Origin of the sequence: Amycolatopsis sp. NBC_01480, assembly GCF_036227205.1 — a bacterium.
GTDB lineage: Bacteria > Actinomycetota > Actinomycetes > Mycobacteriales > Pseudonocardiaceae > Amycolatopsis.
The window spans coordinates 1,608,522-1,624,515 of sequence record NZ_CP109442.1 but is presented as its reverse complement, the minus strand read 5'-3'; the positions used below and the strand labels follow the sequence as shown (position 1 = coordinate 1,624,515).

General features: G+C 70.7%; 15 protein-coding genes. 9 read left to right on the top strand and 6 right to left on the bottom strand.

The window, feature by feature from the left end:
* Positions 1-407 precede the first annotated feature (407 nt).
* The 3 genes from OG371_RS07560 to OG371_RS07550 are packed head-to-tail and all read left to right on the top strand — an operon-like array spanning position 408 to position 3,612.
* Positions 408-1,085, top strand: coding sequence for a response regulator transcription factor (locus OG371_RS07560; protein WP_329066946.1), 678 nt, complete (start codon positions 408-410; stop codon positions 1,083-1,085).
* Positions 1,078-2,436, top strand: coding sequence for a sensor histidine kinase (locus OG371_RS07555; RefSeq protein ID WP_329066944.1), 1,359 nt, complete (start codon positions 1,078-1,080; stop codon positions 2,434-2,436). Before OG371_RS07560 ends, OG371_RS07555 begins: the two co-directional genes overlap by 8 nt.
* Before the next feature lie 45 nt (positions 2,437-2,481).
* On the top strand, positions 2,482-3,612 hold the full coding sequence (locus OG371_RS07550) for an acyltransferase family protein (protein WP_329066942.1): 1,131 nt from the start codon (positions 2,482-2,484) through the stop codon (positions 3,610-3,612).
* A gap of 42 nt (positions 3,613-3,654) precedes the next feature.
* Here the strand turns inward: OG371_RS07550 and OG371_RS07545 are convergent, their stop codons facing one another.
* The 4 genes from OG371_RS07545 to OG371_RS07530 all read right to left on the bottom strand — a co-directional run bounded on the left by OG371_RS07545 (position 3,655) and on the right by OG371_RS07530 (position 7,997).
* Positions 3,655-4,686: a ParA family protein gene (locus OG371_RS07545; protein ID WP_329066940.1), complete on the bottom strand. Its 1,032-nt coding sequence runs from the start codon at positions 4,684-4,686 to the stop codon at positions 3,655-3,657.
* Entirely contained in the window at positions 4,683-5,870 is a 1,188-nt protein-coding gene (locus tag OG371_RS07540; RefSeq protein ID WP_329066939.1) for an ATP-binding protein, read from the bottom strand. The genes OG371_RS07545 and OG371_RS07540 overlap by 4 nt, the downstream gene beginning before the upstream one ends.
* Before the next feature lie 51 nt (positions 5,871-5,921).
* Positions 5,922-7,037, bottom strand: a complete 1,116-nt coding sequence (gene ald, locus OG371_RS07535) for an alanine dehydrogenase (RefSeq protein ID WP_329066937.1) — start codon at positions 7,035-7,037, stop codon at positions 5,922-5,924.
* A 126-nt stretch (positions 7,038-7,163) separates the two neighbouring features.
* Entirely contained in the window at positions 7,164-7,997 is an 834-nt protein-coding gene (locus OG371_RS07530) for a helix-turn-helix transcriptional regulator (protein WP_329066934.1), read from the bottom strand.
* A gap of 116 nt (positions 7,998-8,113) precedes the next feature.
* Between OG371_RS07530 and OG371_RS07525 the strand changes: the two genes are divergently transcribed.
* On the top strand, positions 8,114-9,172 hold the full coding sequence (locus OG371_RS07525; RefSeq protein ID WP_329066932.1) for an aldo/keto reductase: 1,059 nt from the start codon (positions 8,114-8,116) through the stop codon (positions 9,170-9,172).
* 34 nt (positions 9,173-9,206) lie between these two features.
* Here OG371_RS07525 and OG371_RS07520 read toward each other — a convergent pair whose 3' ends face one another.
* Positions 9,207-9,551 (bottom strand): TetR-like C-terminal domain-containing protein, encoded by a 345-nt coding sequence (locus OG371_RS07520; protein WP_329072936.1) that lies wholly within the window; start codon positions 9,549-9,551, stop codon positions 9,207-9,209.
* A 20-nt stretch (positions 9,552-9,571) separates the two neighbouring features.
* Between OG371_RS07520 and OG371_RS07515 the strand changes: the two genes are divergently transcribed.
* Both OG371_RS07515 and OG371_RS07510 read left to right on the top strand, forming a co-directional pair.
* Positions 9,572-10,513, top strand: a complete 942-nt coding sequence (locus tag OG371_RS07515; protein WP_329066930.1) for a zinc-binding dehydrogenase — start codon at positions 9,572-9,574, stop codon at positions 10,511-10,513.
* Complete coding sequence (locus tag OG371_RS07510) at positions 10,510-10,938, top strand: pyridoxamine 5'-phosphate oxidase family protein (protein ID WP_329066928.1); 429 nt, start codon at positions 10,510-10,512, stop codon at positions 10,936-10,938. The genes OG371_RS07515 and OG371_RS07510 overlap by 4 nt, the downstream gene beginning before the upstream one ends.
* 22 nt (positions 10,939-10,960) lie before the next feature.
* Here the strand turns inward: OG371_RS07510 and OG371_RS07505 are convergent, their stop codons facing one another.
* The gene (locus tag OG371_RS07505) at positions 10,961-12,529 is read right to left on the bottom strand and encodes a PucR family transcriptional regulator (RefSeq protein WP_329066926.1); all 1,569 of its coding nucleotides are present in this window, start codon (positions 12,527-12,529) and stop codon (positions 10,961-10,963) included.
* Positions 12,530-12,583: 54 nt separating this feature from the next.
* Between OG371_RS07505 and OG371_RS07500 the strand changes: the two genes are divergently transcribed.
* From OG371_RS07500 to metX, 3 genes are all read left to right on the top strand, one after another.
* Positions 12,584-13,339, top strand: a complete 756-nt coding sequence (locus OG371_RS07500) for a class I SAM-dependent methyltransferase (protein ID WP_329066924.1) — start codon at positions 12,584-12,586, stop codon at positions 13,337-13,339.
* A 133-nt stretch (positions 13,340-13,472) separates the two neighbouring features.
* Positions 13,473-14,780: a bifunctional o-acetylhomoserine/o-acetylserine sulfhydrylase gene (locus OG371_RS07495; protein ID WP_329066922.1), complete on the top strand. Its 1,308-nt coding sequence runs from the start codon at positions 13,473-13,475 to the stop codon at positions 14,778-14,780.
* Positions 14,777-15,910 (top strand): homoserine O-acetyltransferase MetX, encoded by a 1,134-nt coding sequence (gene metX / locus OG371_RS07490; RefSeq protein ID WP_329066920.1) that lies wholly within the window; start codon positions 14,777-14,779, stop codon positions 15,908-15,910. The genes OG371_RS07495 and metX overlap by 4 nt, the downstream gene beginning before the upstream one ends.
* Positions 15,911-15,994: the final 84 nt, after the last annotated feature.

Sequence of the window (15,994 nt, the reverse complement as noted above, 5' to 3'; positions counted from 1 at the left end):
CACCGGACGCAGACGCAGGAACCGGAGAAGTAAGGGCACTAGTTCGGCACCCCGGGGAGCGAACTCCGAAGTTATTACCTAAGCTTGTCCATGGCGACCCGCTCCCAGTGACCCCCAGGCTGGTTGAGCGGGTCGCCCCTTCCTTGCCTTCCCCTGTTCGCGCTGGCGCGCTCCCGGAGGGGAAGGGGCGAGAGCGTCTCCCGGGGGCCCGAGCCCCCGGACCCCCACGGTGCGGCAGGTGCCAACCCAGCACAGGTGAGTGGCGTCGTTGTGGTTCGTGATGAGGTCGGTGCCAGTCCCGCATTGGTTAGCGGGGCCGGGGTGCGGGGTGTGATGGGCGGGGTACGGAGGGCAAGAGGGGCAGGTTTTGGGGTGGGGGAGGGGTGGGGTGTGGGACGGTGGGGGGCATGCGGATCTTGCTCGTCGAGGACGAGAGGCGGCTGGCGGAGGCGCTGCGGGCCGGGCTCGGGGCCGAGGGGTACGCCGTTGACGTGACGCACAACGGGCGCGACGCGCTTTGGTACGCGGCCGAGCACCCGTATTCGGCCATCATCCTCGACATCACGCTGCCCGGCCTCAACGGCTACCGCGTCTGCGGGCGCCTGCGCGACCAAGGCGACACCACCCCGATCCTCATGCTCACCGCCAAAGACGGCGAGGACGACGAGATCGAGGCCCTCGACACCGGCGCCGACGACTTCCTCCACAAACCCTTCTCCTACGGCGTCCTGCTCTCCCGCCTGCGCGCCCTCATCCGCCGCGGCGGCGCCACCCGCCCGCGCGTGCTCAAACTCGGCGACCTCGAACTCGACCAGTCCGCCCGCACCTGCCGCCGCGGCGACACCCCCGTCACGCTCACCGGCAAGGAATTCGCGCTGCTCGCCTACCTCATGCAACGGCCAGGACAGGTCGTCGCCAAGGCCGAGCTGGTCGACAACCTCTGGGACTTCGCCGCGTCCGCGAGCGCCAACCTGGTCGAGGTCCACGTCAGCGCACTGCGGCGCAAGATCGACCTGCCGTTCGGCGCCGAGACCATCCGGACCGTCCGGGGCGCGGGCTACCACGTGGTGCCCCAGAGTGCCTAAGTTCCTTCGCTCGACCCGATTTCGCGTCGCGGTGACGGCCTTCGCGGCCTCGGCGGTCGCACTCGGGGCAGTGTCGGTGTGGTTCATCGCGCAAACCCGCGACCGGCTCGACGACGCCGCGGCCCAGCTCGCCCGCACCCGCGCCGACGCGATCGTCCAGCTGCTCGACAACGGCGCCGGCCCTGGCGATCTGCCGCGGTTCGTGCGCGACACGGTTTACGAGGTCATCGACCGCGCGGGCACCCACGTGACCGCCTGCCCCGGCTTGTCGACGCTGGCCCGCGGCACACCGGTGAACACCGACCAGCACATCGGCGTCTTCACCGACGGTCGGGTCGGCTGCGCGCCCCGGCTGGAGGGCCTCGACCTGCACATCACCCATGTGCTCAGCGGTGACGGCGCCGTCGACGTTTACGTCGCCGCCTGGGTCGACCCGGTCGGGCGGGCGAGGGCCGACACCGCCCGCGCTGTGCTGTCCGCCGGGGTTCCCCTGGTCGCGGTGCTGATCGGGGTGATCGCGTGGCTCGCCGTCCGCCGCTCGCTGCGCCCGGTCGAGGCGATCCGCGCCGAGGTCGCCGAGATCGGCGCGCACGACCTCGGCCGCCGCGTCCCCGATCCCCGCAGCGGCGACGAGATCGCGCGCCTCGCCGGGACGATGAACACGATGCTCGCCCGCCTCGACGACGCCGTCGCCCGGCAGAGCCGGTTCACCTCGGACGCGTCGCACGAGCTGCGCAGCCCGCTCGCCTCGATGCAGACGCAGCTGGAGGTGCTGCTGGCCCACCCCGGCCGGTTCGACTGGCGGGAGGTCTGCGAGAACACGCTGCTCGACGTCGCCCGGCTGCAGGCCCTGGTCGCCGACCTCGTGCTGCTCGGGAAGCTGGACCACGCCCCGCCGGAACGGCTGGATGCCGTCCCGCTGACCGAAACCGTCGACGCCGGCTTGTCCGGGCGCGAGGCCCGCGAAGGCGTCTCGATCCACGCCGAGCTCGACGCGGCGGCGGTCGTGCGCGGCCACCGGACGCGGCTGGAGCGGCTGGTCCGCAACCTGCTCGACAACGCCGAACGGCACGCGCGCTCGCGGGTCGACGTCACTGTGTCCGTTGTGGACGGACAGGCGGTGCTCACGGTCGCCGACGACGGGCCCGGCATCCCCGCCGAGGACCGCGAGCGGGTGTTCAACCGCTTCGTCCGGCTGGACGACGGCCTGGCCCGGGACGAAAGCGGCGCCGGGCTCGGCCTGGCCATCGTCGCCGACATCGCCCGCGCGCACGGCGGCGTCGCCGAGGTCGCCGACCACGAGGACGGCGCCCGGTTCGTCGTCCGGTTCCCGAATCTGAAGCCGTCTTAAGCTTCCTTCAGCGTGGGTTCAGCTGAACGCCCGACGCTGCGGGACATGCCCGTCACCCCGTCCCGAACCTGGTGGTCGCCACTGAGCCACGCCGAATACCGCGCGTCTTCGTGGTTTCCCGGCCTGGCCGGCGTGCGTGCGCTGGCCGCGCTCGCCGTCGTGTTCTTCCACTACGGCGCCCCGGTCACCGAACGGCTGCAGGGCTGGATTTCCGTCCAGCTGTTCTTCGTGCTGTCGGGCTTCCTGATCACCACGCTGTCGCTGCGCGAAGAGGACCGCACCGGCCGGATCTCCTTGCCGGACTTCTACATCCGCCGCGTTTTCCGGATCATGCCGGTGTACTTCCTGCTGCTCGGGCTGACGACGCTGGGGGTCGCGCTCGCCGGGGTCTACCACAGCAGCCGGCTCGCCGACGCGATGCCGTACTACCTCACGTTCCTCAACGAAATCGTCGACTACAACACGCCGTACCCGACGTCGTGGTCGCTGGGCGTGGAGGAGAAGTTCTACCTCGTCTGGCCCGCGCTGCTGGTGCTGACGGCGTTCGCGAAGAGCGCGAAAACCGTGCTGCGCTTGATGATCGGCGTCGGCGCGGTGCTCGGCGTGCTGCTGTTCACCCTGCCGATGGCGCCCTCGGCGCACTGGGCGAGTCTCACCGCGCACTACTGCTCGCTGGTCGTCGGCTGCCTGCTGGGGCTGGCGCTGCACCACCCGCGGGGGTTCGCCGTGTTCCGGCCGCTGACCAGCCCGGCCGCGGCGGTGCTGGTCGCGCTCGGGTTCTGCGTGCTGCAGCTGTCGATCGAGCCGCTGCGCGACGTGCTGGGCGGGCAGTGGCAGTTCGTCATCCCGATCTACGCGGCCGGTTCGGCGCTGCTGCTGGTCGCGGTGGTCTCGGCGGGCCCGGTCCGGCGGCTGCTGGCGAGCCGTCCGCTGACCTTCATCGGGGACCGGTCGTACGCGCTGTACCTCACGCAGACCGCGGCCGCGGGCGTGACCGGGCTGCTGCTGCCGTCGGGCCTCGCCAAAGCCATTGCGACGTCGGCGGTCGCGCTGTTCTTCGCGTGCCTCCTGCGCCGGTGGGTCGAGCTGCCGGCGATCGCGTTCGGCCGGAAGCTGGTGGCGAAACGCAAGCAGGCCCCCGCCGTCACACAGCAGGGGCCCGCCCGGGTGAGCTGAATCAGGCGAGAACGGTTTCCGGCATTCGGCATGAAGAAGTGCTCATTGAACTTCGTCCAGCCTGGTCAGCACCTTGCGAGCGAGCGCCTGGAAATCTTGATAGCACTGCTGGACGTAGGTCTGTGTGCTGCCCAGCGCACCGTCGGCCGAGCGGAGGTCGAACATGGGTTTCCGTGCGTCGTGGGCCAATGGCATGAGGCTTTGGTAGTTCTTCAGCGTCGCGACCTCGTACGGTGAACCCGGTATCTGCTGGTCGATTACAGCTGAGGCGTACACCTGAGGAATGCGTTCCAGCCATCTGCGGTACGCCTTCACCGGGCGGTCGAGCCGCATGATCGGTTGCATGACGACGTAACCGAGCGGTGTCATCGTTCCTGCTGGAGCTGAGATATCGCTGGGTATGACTTTGAGGACGACGTCCTGCCAGATCCGCCGCCACTCCCGGAGCGTGGGCCCGAGGTTGTGGAGGCCGCGAAGAGAAAACAAGTCCGCTGCCAACGGGGTGAGAACGGTGTCGGCGGACAGCAACGCAGCCCGGTTGATCGCGCCGAGATTCGGTCCGACATCGATCAGGACAAGGTTTGCCTCGACAGCGCGACGCGCTTGTTCGATGGTCCGATGGAAGGCCGTAGTCGTCCGGTGTGCGGCCGGATCCGAACCGGTGAAGCCAGCCGGCCAAGCTGCTGACAGTTTGTCTTCGAAAGCGCTCAGCTCCAGGTCACCGGCGAGTAACCACAGGTTGTCCGTGATCTCGACGGGGTCCGGCACTTCGATGTCACCGAGGCCCTCCCTGATCGGAGCTACCGCAGACGCCATTGTGCCGGTGTTCGCCGAGACCCGGCTGAACAGCTGCGGTGACTTGGCGGAGGGCTCCTGCCAGGCTGGGCTCTGAGGTTCATGCCAAAGAACGGCGAGGTCGTCCTCGCTCAGGAACTGTGCGGTCAGGTTCGCCTGGGGATCCAGGTCGACCGCGAGCACCCGGTGGCCGAGGCGCTGGAACATGTGGGCGAGGTGGTAGGCGAGCGTTGTCTTGCCCACCCCGCCTTTGTTGTTGAACAGTGCGATCGACGTCAACAAGCCCTCCTCAGTACAACCGACCATGAAGACGTGTCCACGTCGAATTCCGGTGCCGGATTGCCGTTGGCCTCGAGCGCGGCTCGTATCCGGCCGATTCCGCGCCCGAACCGGTTGACGTAGCCCAGGGACTTCATCGCCGCCGCCAGTGAGGGATTGCGGTAGTCGTTCACTCGATCGAAGTTGTCCGGCCGCACCTGGCCGAAGGGGCCGCCGGGGTTGAGTATCTCGATCCGGTCTTCGAACCAGGTGATCCGTACTGGGGCGTTCGAGTTCTCGTAGTTGCGGTGCATGATCGCGTTCATGCAGACTTCCCGGAGCGCGTCGAGCGGATAGTCCGGCTTCTTTTCCTCCCGGAAACCGTCTCCTTCGGACAGCCGTGTATGCAGGTGTCCCCTGAGCACGGCGGCCAGCCGGGTAGCGGTGCCGACCAGGTTTCCGCGCATCTCCTGGTCGTCCAGGATCGGCGCGTCGAAGCCGGTACCGCTGTATCGCACAAACTGCACGTACGCGCCGGGGATGTGCGCGCTTGGGTTCAGGCCGAGGACCAGCAACCCAAGCACAGTCGGCCTGACCACGGCATCTGCAGAGTCAGCCAACCGCAACGAAGACAGCTGTTGCTCGATGGAACGGCCGTTCTCCTCGATCACCTCAGGCGCGACGATCGAGGGCAGATAGTCCGACCGGAACAGGACCAAGTCGAGATCGCCGAGTGTCGCCGTGCTCAGAGGGCGGCTGTCGTACGGCAGATCGAGTGCGCGCCTGCGCTCACTCAGCACACGTTCGTCATCGCGACTGGCTTCGCGGGTAGTCGGACCTGGGCGGACCCAGATTTTCCCCTTGTACCTGACAGGTGGTGTGCCCGAGGCCTTGACTTCGATGTGGACGATCGGCTTGCCCGCGAAGGTAGCGACTTCGACAGTCATGGACGGCCGATCGAGAACCTGCCCACTATCCCGAATTTCCGTCAGACGGAGGAGTTCATCGTCGCTCGTGTCAACGCCCGCGACGGGTACACCGCTGTCGTCGACACCGATCAGAAGGTGACCGCCGCCCTTCTGGGCAAGATCGTTGGCGAGTGCGCAGATCGCCTTGCTGAGTTTGTCGCGATCCTTGGCGGACTGCTTGAACTCCAGGCTCGTGGTCTCCTGAGTGCCGAGCAGCATGGCCAGGTCGTCGCTCATGAGGTTCATCGTGGCATATCCCGGCGATCACGCCGGGATATGCCACTGACCTCAGGCGAGAACGCTCTCCACCGAGGTGTGGGGCAGCGAGTGCGCGACGGCGACCGGCTCGTTCGTCAGCTGGCCGGCGTGGGTGTTGAGGCCCTTCGCGAGGCTCGCGTCGGCGGTCAGGGCCGACTTCCAGCCGTGGTCGGCGAGCTGCACGGCGTACGGCAGGGTCACGTTGGTGAGGCCGTAGGTCGAGGTCCGCGGCACCGCGCCCGGCATGTTCGCGACGCAGTAGAACACCGACTCGTGCACCTGGTAGGTGGGCTCGTCGTGCGTGGTCGGGCGGGAGTCGGCGAAGCAGCCGCCCTGGTCGATGGCGATGTCGACGAGCACGCTGCCCGGCTTCATCCGGCTGACGAGGTCGTTTGACACCAGCTTCGGCGCCTTCGCACCGGGCACCAGCACCGCGCCGATGACGAGGTCGGCCGCCAGCACGGACTCCTCGACGGCCAGCCGGTTCGAGGTGACCGTGCGGATGCGGCCGCCGAAGTCGTTGTCGATCTGGCGGAGGCGGTCGACGTTCGTGTCCAGGATCTCGACGTCCGAGCCGAGGCCCAGCGCCACGCGCGCGGCGTTCAGGCCGGCCACGCCGCCGCCGATCACGACGACCCGCGCCGGGTGCACGCCGGGGATGCCGCCGGGCAGCACGCCGCGGCCGCCGCTGGGCTTCATCAGGGAGAACGCGCCGACCTGCGGGGCCAGCCGGCCCGCGACCTCGGACATCGGGGCGAGCAGCGGCAGCGCGCCGTTCGGGGTCTGCACCGTCTCGTACGCGATCGCGGTGGTGCCGGCGGCCAGCAGCGCGTCGGTCAGCGCGCGGTCGGCGGCGATGTGCAGGTAGGTGAACAGCACCTGGTCCCGGCGCAGCCGCGGGTACTCCTCGGCGATCGGCTCCTTGACCTTCAGCACCAGCTCGCCCTCGGCCCAGGTGTCCTCGGCGGTGGCGAGGATCTTCGCCCCGGCCGTGACGTACTCCTCGTCGCTGATCGACGAGCCGACACCGGCGCCGGTCTCGACGAAAACGTCGTGTCCTCGGCCGACCAGCTCGTGCACCCCGGCCGGGGTCAGCGCGACCCGGTACTCGTGCCTCTTGATCTCACGGGGAACGGCGATACGCACGGCGGCCTCCTGGCGGCGGATGGGTTTCGAAGGTGCTGCCACTCACGGTGATGCACCCGGACGGCGGTGTCATCGTGCTCGTGGGACAGTCTTACCGTCCTTTCGTAGTCCTCAGCGCACAAGTGCTCACCGTGCGCACAGCCGGTCCAAGGCCGACTGGCTCGCCTCGTCGGCGGCGCGGTAGATCACCAGCCGCTGGTCCTGGTCCTGCAGGGGCATCAGCACTTCGAAGTCGACGGTGAGCATCCCGACGTCGGGACGGCGCAGCACCTTGCGCCCGCGGCCGTTCAGCACGATGTCCCGCTCGGCCCACAAGCGCGCGAACAACTCGTCGTCGGCGGCGAATTCGGTGATGAAGTCGGCCAGCACCTGGTCTTCCGGATGCGCGGCCCAGGCGGCACGCAGGTGCGCGATCGCCTCGCGTACAACGACTTCGCGGTCGGCGTAAAACGCCCGGACTTGCGGGTGCATCAGGCACAGCCACATCTGATTGCGCCGCGACGGCGGCAGCGTGCCGAAGTCCATCAGCAGGCTCGCCATTTCGGGATTCCAGGCCAGGATGTCGTAACGGTGGTTCATCAGCATGGCCGGCAGCGGCGACAGACCGGCCACGAGCCGGGCGAGCGGCTCCGGCGCGGTGGTGGCGGGCTTGTCGGTGTTCAGGGGCCGCTGCTGGGCCAGGTCGAACAGGTACGCGCGTTCGTCCGGGGCCAGGCGCAGGGCCTTGGCCAGCGCCTCCACCACGTTCGCGGACGGCCGCAGCCCGCGGGCCTGTTCGAGCCGCACGATGTAGTCGATGCTGACCCCGGCCAGCTCGGCGACCTCTTCACGGCGCAAGCCCGGGGTCCGCCGGACGCGGCGGCGGGCCGGCAGGCCGAAATCGTCCGGGTCCAGGCGTTCGCGCCGGGTCCGGAGGAAAACGGCCAGCTCCTGGTTCGGGTCCGCGGTGCTCGTCGTCATGCCCATTCCTACCGCGAGGGTAGGACTGGTATTCCCAGGAAGTCCTCTCCCTTATCCCCGGCTCCCGGCGGTCACAGACTGGCCCGGACAACGGATCAAGCACAGGAGGACACCTGATGTCGACCACCCTCGACAGCTACCGGCTGCTGGGCCGCTCCGGGCTGCGGGTCTCCCCGCTGGCACTGGGCGCGGCGACCTTCGGCACCGAATGGGGCTGGGGCGCCGAGCAGGACGACGCGCGCAAGCTGTTCGACATCTACGTCGAGCGCGGCGGCAATTTCATCGACACCGCCAGCACGTACACCAACGGCAGCTCCGAGCGGCTGCTGGGCGAATTCGCCCGCGACAACCGCGAAAGCCTGGTGCTGGCCACGAAATACTCGACGCTGAGCCGGCCCGGCGACCCGAATTCCGGCGGCAGCCACCGGAAGACCATGTTCGCGTCGGTGGAGACCAGCCTGCGGCGGCTGAACACGGACTACATCGACCTGCTTTACCTGCACGTGTGGGACTTCACGACGTCGGTCGAGGAGGTCCTGCGCGGGATGGACGACCTGGTCCGCCAGGGCAAGGTCCTGTACGTGGCGATCTGCAACACCCCGGCGTGGCAGGTCTCGCGCATGCAGGCGATCGCCGACCTGCGCGGCTGGTCTCCGTTGGTGGCGCTGCAGTTCGAGTACAGCCTGATCGAGCGCACCGGGGAACGCGACCTGATCCCGATGGCCCGTGAGATGGGGCTGGGCGTGATCCCGTATTCGCCGCTGGCCGGCGGGGTGCTCGCGGGCAAGTACAGCCGCGCCGACCTCACCGCGGGCAAGACCGGCGACGGCACCCGCAAGGACTTCAACATCGCCAACGGCGACGTCACCGAGCGAAACCTGGCGATCGCGGACGTGCTGAAGGAGGTCGCCGCGGAGCTGGGCCGCAGCCCCGGCCAGGTCGGGCTGGCCTGGGCCGGGCAGCACCCGGACGTGACGGCGCCGATCATCGGCGCGCGCACCCCGGCGCAGCTGGAGGACAACCTGGGCGCGCTGGAGGTCGACTTCACCGACGCCCAGTTGGCCCAACTCGACCAGGCCAGCGCGATCGAACTCGGCAATCCGCACGCGCTGCTCGCCAGTGACCGGGGCCGCGCGTTCAACCGCGGTGATCTGAAGGTCGAATCCCGCCGCTGACGCTTTTCCGCGTGGGCTCAGATCGCGCGGACGATCATCGGCGGGGCCGGGCGTCGTCGGCTGCGGTGGCCCGCACCCCGGCGAGCACGATCGAGCTCACCCGCTGCGCGTCGGCCCGGGTGAAGGCGCGGGAACCGCGGCTGACGAACAGCTGGACGGGCCCGGCGAGCATCGCGCCGAGGAAGGACAGGTCGACCGCGGGCAGCTCGCCGCGCTCGACCGCGGTCTGCAGGCGGTCTCGCAGGGTCGCCTGCCGCTGGTCGAAAACCTCGTCGACGACGGCCCGCAGCTCGGGGTTTTCCCGCGCCGAGGCCACCTGTTTCGGCACAAACCCTTGACCTCGAGCGCGGTCGAGGTTGTTGGCTGTGACCCGGCGGATGTCGGTGAGGAAGGGCGTTCATGCGTGCGGTCTGGCTAGGCGAGTTCGGGGGTCCCGGGGTGCTGGTCGCGGGGGAGGCGCCGGACCCGGTCGCGGGACCGGGACAGGTGCTCGTGGAGGTGGCCTTCTCGAACGTGACGTTTGTGGAGACCCAGTTCCGGGCGTCGGGCTCCGGCCCGTTCACCCCGGTGCTGCCGATGATTCCCGGCAACGGCGTCGGCGGCGTGATCAGCCGGGTGGGCGAGGGCGTCGGGCTCGGCCTGGTCGGCAAGCGCGTGGTGACCTCGACCGGCGGGGCGGGCGGTTACGCGCAGCGGGTTGCGGTGGACGCGTCGCTGGTGTTCCCGGTGCCGGACGCGCTGAGCCTGGACGTCGCCGTCGCGCTCCTCGCCGACGGCCGGACGGCGACCGGCCTGGTGCACGCGGCGTCGGTCAGGCCGGGTGAGCGGGTGCTGGTCGAGGCGGCGGCCGGCGGTGTCGGCAGCCTGCTGGTGCAGCTGGCGAAGGCCGCGGGCGCCGAGGTGGTCGCCGCGGCCGGCGGGGCGGAGAAGGTTGCCCGCGCCCGGGAACTGGGCGCGGACTTCGCGGTCGACTACACCGAACCCGGCTGGCCGGAGAAGGCCGGCGAGGTCGACGTGGTCTTCGACGGCGTCGGCGGCGAAATCGGCACCACGGCGTTCTCCCTGCTGCGCCCGGGCGGCCGCATGGCGCGGTACGGCCTGGCGAGCGGCACCTGGGCCGAAGTGTCCGAAGAGGACGCTCGCGCCCGCGGCGTCACGCTGGTCGGCTCGATCGGCGACGCGGCCGCCCTGCGCGGCTTCACGGAGTCCGCCCTCGCCGCGGCTGCCGCGGGAGACCTCACCCCGGTGATCGGCCAGCGCTTCCCGCTCGCTGATGCCGCGGAGGCCCACGCGGCGATCGAGGCGCGTGCGACGTTCGGCAAGACCTTGCTCGTCGCGTGAGCGGGTTCGAGAGTCCTTTCGACCTCGACGAGTTCCTGGCCCAACCGCTCACCGCCAGGGTCGCCACGGCCGGGCCGACGGTGCGCCCCACCTGGTACCTGTGGGAGGACAACGCGTTCTGGATCCTGAGCGGTTCGTGGTCGCGGCTGCCCGGCCGGATCCGCGCCACGCCGCGGATCGCGCTGACGGTCGACGTCTGCGACGTGGCCACCGGGCTTGTCCGCCAGGTCGGCGCGAGCGGCGACGCGGAGATCCGGCCGTTCGACGTGCCGCGCGGCCGCCGCAAGCTGGTGCGTTACCTAGGCCCGGACGAACACCGCTGGGACCCGCGCTTCCGCGATTACCTGCACGAGGACGACCGCACCGTCTGGGTGCGGCTCGCGCCGGCGTCGCTGCGGGCGCACGATCTCAGCTACCAGGTCTGAAAGCGTTGCGGTGGAACGGAAATCAGCTCCACCGCAACGCGACCAGCTGGGTGGTCAAAGCCAGCCGGACGTCGGGGTCGTCCAGGTCGAGGGGGACCAGCGCCAGCAGGCGTTTCATCCGGTAGCGCAAGGTGTTCGGATGGATCCGCAGCTCCTGGGCCGCCGCGCGGGGGTCGCCGGGGTGGCGGAGCCAGGCGTACAGCGTGTCGACGTAGCCGGCGCTGTTCGTCTCGTCGTGGGCGCGCAACTGGCCGAGCGGGCCCAGCTCCGCCACCTTCGCCGCGGCCGCGCCGGTCGCGCCGCGGTGCAGGACCAGCGCCGTCCACTGCTGGTCGTACGCGACGACGCGGCCGTCCACGATGCCCGCGCGCAGCAGGCCGAGGGCCTCGTCGGCCTGGGCCCGTGACGTCGGCAGCGCCGTGACGTCGCCCGGTGCGCCCGCGGCCGCCCGGGGGACGCCGCCGCGCCGTGACGCGGTCTGGCTCGCGATCGCGTCGCGCAACTCGGCCCAGCCCCCGGCTCCGGGGGTGTCCGGGACGACCGCGTACAGCAGCCCACCCAGCTCCGTCGCCACCGGACGGCGGCCGACGCCCTGCGAAATCCGTTCCAGCAACGCCAGCCGCAGGCCCTCGGCGTCGCGCCCGTCGCCGCCGGTGACCTCGATGACGACAACGCGGTGCGGCTCGTCGGAGAGGTCCAGCTCGCCGACCGCGCGACGGGGCCCGGCTCGTCCTTCGAGGACAGCGCGCAGCAGCTCGGCCGAAGCGCGGCGCTGCGTGTCCGTGTGCGCGCGTCGCCGAAGCAGGTGAAGGGCGACGACGGGCGCGGCGTCGGCGAAGGCGGCCGCGCGTTCCTCCGAGACTGGCCCGGCGACCACCGCCCACATCGAGCCCAGCAGCTCACCGCCCATCCGGATGGGCACGATCAGCCGCGGCAGTGTGCCGTCGCGCTGGGCCGGTACGAAAATCGTCTGCCGGCCACGGGAAAGCTCGCGGAACACGCCGCGGGAACGGAACCGCGCGAGCACGTCGTCGGGGATCCGGCGGCCCATGATCGTGGCCACCCGCGCGGGGTCGGTGAGGTCCTGGCGCGCGGAGTAGGCGAGCACCCTCGAGTTGGTGTCCTCGATGGTCACCGGGGCGTCCACCACGGACGCCACCGCGTCGGCCAGCCGGAACAGGTCGCCGGACCCGGGATCACCGCCCTCCTCCAGCGATTCCGACTCGTCGCCGAGCGCGTCGAGCACCGTGCGCAGCAGCCAGACGAGCTGGGCCCACGAAGTCGCCGCGTGCACCTGGACCAGCGCGATCCCGGCGGTCTTGGCCGCCCGTTTCACCGTGGGCTTCGCCGCGAGCGGCGGCTTCAGCAGCACCGCCGCCGCGCCCTGGCTCGCGCTGAGCCGCACCAGCTCCGCCGCGTCGGCCGCCTCCGCCGTCGCCACGCCCAGCACGAGGTCGCCGGCCGCGACCCCGGTCGGTGTGCCCGGCTCGGCGATCACCACATCGCCGACCGCCGGGCCGTCCTCGGGCAGTTGCAACGCGTGCAGCAGCGTCGGCCCCACCCGGTCGACAACGCTGCGTACGGAGACCACGAGGTACATCTTCGCCGAGCCGTCACCGGCGCGCGAAACGGTAGCTTTCAGACCATGCGGGAACAGCTGCGGACGACCTTCGGTGAGGACGCCGGGCGGTATGACCGGGCGCGCCCGGGTTATCCGGCGGCGGTGTTCGAGGATCTCGAAGCGGGCACGCGGGTGCTCGAGATCGGCTGTGGGACCGGGCAGGCGAGCGTCCCGCTGGCCGAGCGCGGGTGCGTGCTCACCGCCGTCGAACTGAGCGCGGACCTGGCGGCCGTCGCGTCCGCGAAGCTGGCCGATTTCCCTTCCGCGACAGTCGAAACCGGCGCTTTCGAGGACTGGCCGCCGTCGCCCGAGCCGTTCGACGTCGTGCTCGCCGCGACGGCCTTCCACTGGCTCGACCCGGCGACCCGCATGGCGAAGGCCGCAGACGCCCTGCGTGAAGGCGGCACGCTCGCCCTGATCACGACCCACCACGTGGCGGGCGGCAGCGGGCGGTTTTTCACCGACGTCCAGCGCTGTTACGAGCGCTTCGACCCGGCGACCCCGCCCGGCCTGCGCCTGTCCGCGGCCGCGGACGTGCCCACCACCTTCGACGAGTCCGACCGCTTCGGGCCGCCGCGCTTCCGACGCTGGGAATGGGAGCTGGACTATTCGACCGCGGAGTACATCGACCTGCTGCTGACCTACTCCGGCCACCGCGCCCTGCCGCCGGAGCGCCGCGAGGGCCTGCTCGACGCCATCACCCGGCTGATCGACGAGGAGCACGGCGGCCGGATCACCAAGCGCTACCTGACCGAGCTGGCCACGGCCGTGCGCCGCTGAAGGGCCGGCCGGGCGCGGTGACCGGCGTACGTTGGGACGGGGACTCCCACCCCGTGGGAGCCCTTGGGTGCTCCGTTCGGCCGAGCTAGCTTCGACCACGGAGCCGATCCCATTGAGCCGCAAGGAGAAGTCGATGCCGGAAGACACCTCGGCCTGGTCCTTCGAGACCAAGCAGATCCACGCGGGCGCGGCGCCGGATCCCACGACCGGGGCCCGCGCGACGCCGATCTACCAGACGACGTCGTACGTCTTCCGCGACAGCCAGCACGGCGCCGACCTGTTCAGCCTGGCCGAGCCGGGCAACATCTACACCCGCATCATGAACCCGACGCAGGACGTGCTGGAGCAGCGGCTCGCCGCGCTCGAGGGCGGGGTCGCCGCGCTCGCGTTCGCCTCCGGTTCCGCCGCCACCACCGCGGCGATCCTCAACCTGGCCGGTGCCGGCGACCACTTCGTCTCCAGCCCTTCGCTCTACGGCGGCACGTACAACCTGTTCCACTACACGCTGCCGAAGCTCGGCATCGAGGTCACGTTCATCGACGACCAGGACGACCTCGAGCAGTGGCGCGCCGCGGTCCGGCCCAACACCAAGCTGTTCTTCGCCGAGACGCTGGCGAACCCGGGCAGCAACGTGCTCGACGTGCGCGCGGTCGCCGACGTCGCGCACGAGGCCGGCGTGCCGCTGGTCGTGGACAACACCGTGCCCACGCCGTACCTGCTGCGCCCGATCGAGCACGGCGCGGACGTCGTCGTGCACTCCGCGACCAAGTACCTGGGCGGCCACGGCACCACCGTCGCCGGCGTGCTGGTCGACGGCGGCACGTTCGACTTCGGCAAGGACCCGGCGAGGTTCCCGGGCTTCAACGAGGCGGACCCGAGTTACCACGGCCTCAAGTACTGGGAGGCGCTCGGCCCGGGCGCGTACGCGGCGAAGGCGCGGGTGCAGATCCTCCGCGACACCGGCGCGGCCATCTCGCCGTTGAACAGTTTCCTCATCCTGCAGGGCATCGAGACGCTTTCGCTGCGGCTGGAGCGGCACGTGTCCAACGCGCAGGCGCTGGCCGAGTGGCTGGAGCAGCGCGACGAGGTCGAGAAGGTCTACTACGCCGGCCTGCCGTCGAGCCCGTTCTACTCCGTCGCGCAGAAGTACCTGCCGCGCGGCGCGGGCGCGGTGCTGTCGTTCGATCTCCGTGGCGGGGTCGACGCCGGCCGCAGCTTCGTGGACGGCACGGAACTGCACAGCCAGCTGGTGAACATCGGCGACGTGCGCAGCCTGATCGTGCACCCGGCGTCCACCACGCACAGCCAGCTGAGCCCCGAGGAGCAGCTGGCCAGCGGCGTCACGCCGGGCCTGGTGCGGCTCGCCGTGGGCCTGGAAGGCCTCGAAGACCTGAAGGCCGACCTCGAGGCGGGCTTCCGGGCCGCCAAGGCGGCGCAGTGACGGATTCCGGCACCGGTCTCCCGCCGGTCACCGGAGCATGGCGGCCGGGTGACCCGCCCGGCCGGCGAAAGTGGTTCACCGGCCCCGGCGCGCTCGCGCTGGAGGCCGGTGGCTCGCTGCCGTCGTACACCCTCGCGTACGAAACCTGGGGCACGCTGAACTCCGACGGCTCCAACGCCGTCCTCATCGAGCACGCCCTCACCGGCGACAGCCACGCGGCCGGCCCCGCTGAGCCGGGCCACCCCAGCCCGGGCTGGTGGGACGGGCTGATCGGGCCGGGCAAGGCCTTCGACACCGACGAGCTGTTCGTGGTGGTCCCGAACGTGCTCGGCGGCTGCCAGGGCTCGACCGGGCCTTCGTCCGACGCCGAAGACGGGCGGCCGTACGGCAGCCGCTTCCCCGTCGTGACGGCGCGGGACCAGGTGCGCACCGAAGAGGCGCTCGCGGACGCGCTCGGCGTGTACCGCTGGGCGGCCGTCGCGGGCGGGTCGATGGGCGGCATGCGGGCGCTCGAATGGGCCGTTTCCACGCCCGATCGGGTGGATTCGGTGCTGGTGCTGGCGTCCACGGCGCGGGCCTCGGCCGAGCAGATCGCCTGGGCCGCCCCGCAGCTGCACGCCATCCGCTCCGACCCGGGCTGGCACGGCGGGGACTACTACGGCCGTCCCGACGGCGAAGGCCCGCACCGCGGCCTCGGCGTCGCCCGGCGGATCGCGCACGTGACCTACCGCAGCGAGCCCGAGCTGGCCCAGCGCTTCGGCCGCCGGTACCAGGGCGAGGAGGACCCGTTGCGCGGCGGGCGGTTCGCCGTCGAGTCCTATTTGGACCACCACGCGGAGAAGCTGGCCGCGCGCTTCGACGCGGGCTCGTACGTGGTGCTGACGGAGTCGATGAACACGCACGACATCGGCCGGGACCGCGGCGGGATCGGTGCGGCGCTGGCGCAGGTCACCGCGCGGACCGTGGTCGCCGGCGTGGACAGCGACCGGCTGTACCCGCTGTACCAGTCGGCGGAGATCGCGGGCGCGGCCGGCGGCGAGGCCGCGGTGGTTTCCTCGCCGTACGGCCACGATTCGTTCCTGATCGAGAGCGGCCAGATCGGCGCGCTGGTGAAGTCCCTGCTCGGCTGATCTCCGGGGCCTGAAAGCCGTCAAGGACTCCTTACCCGCGTGGGACGCCGGTAAGGAGTCCTTGACGGCGCCTCGGCTTGCGGG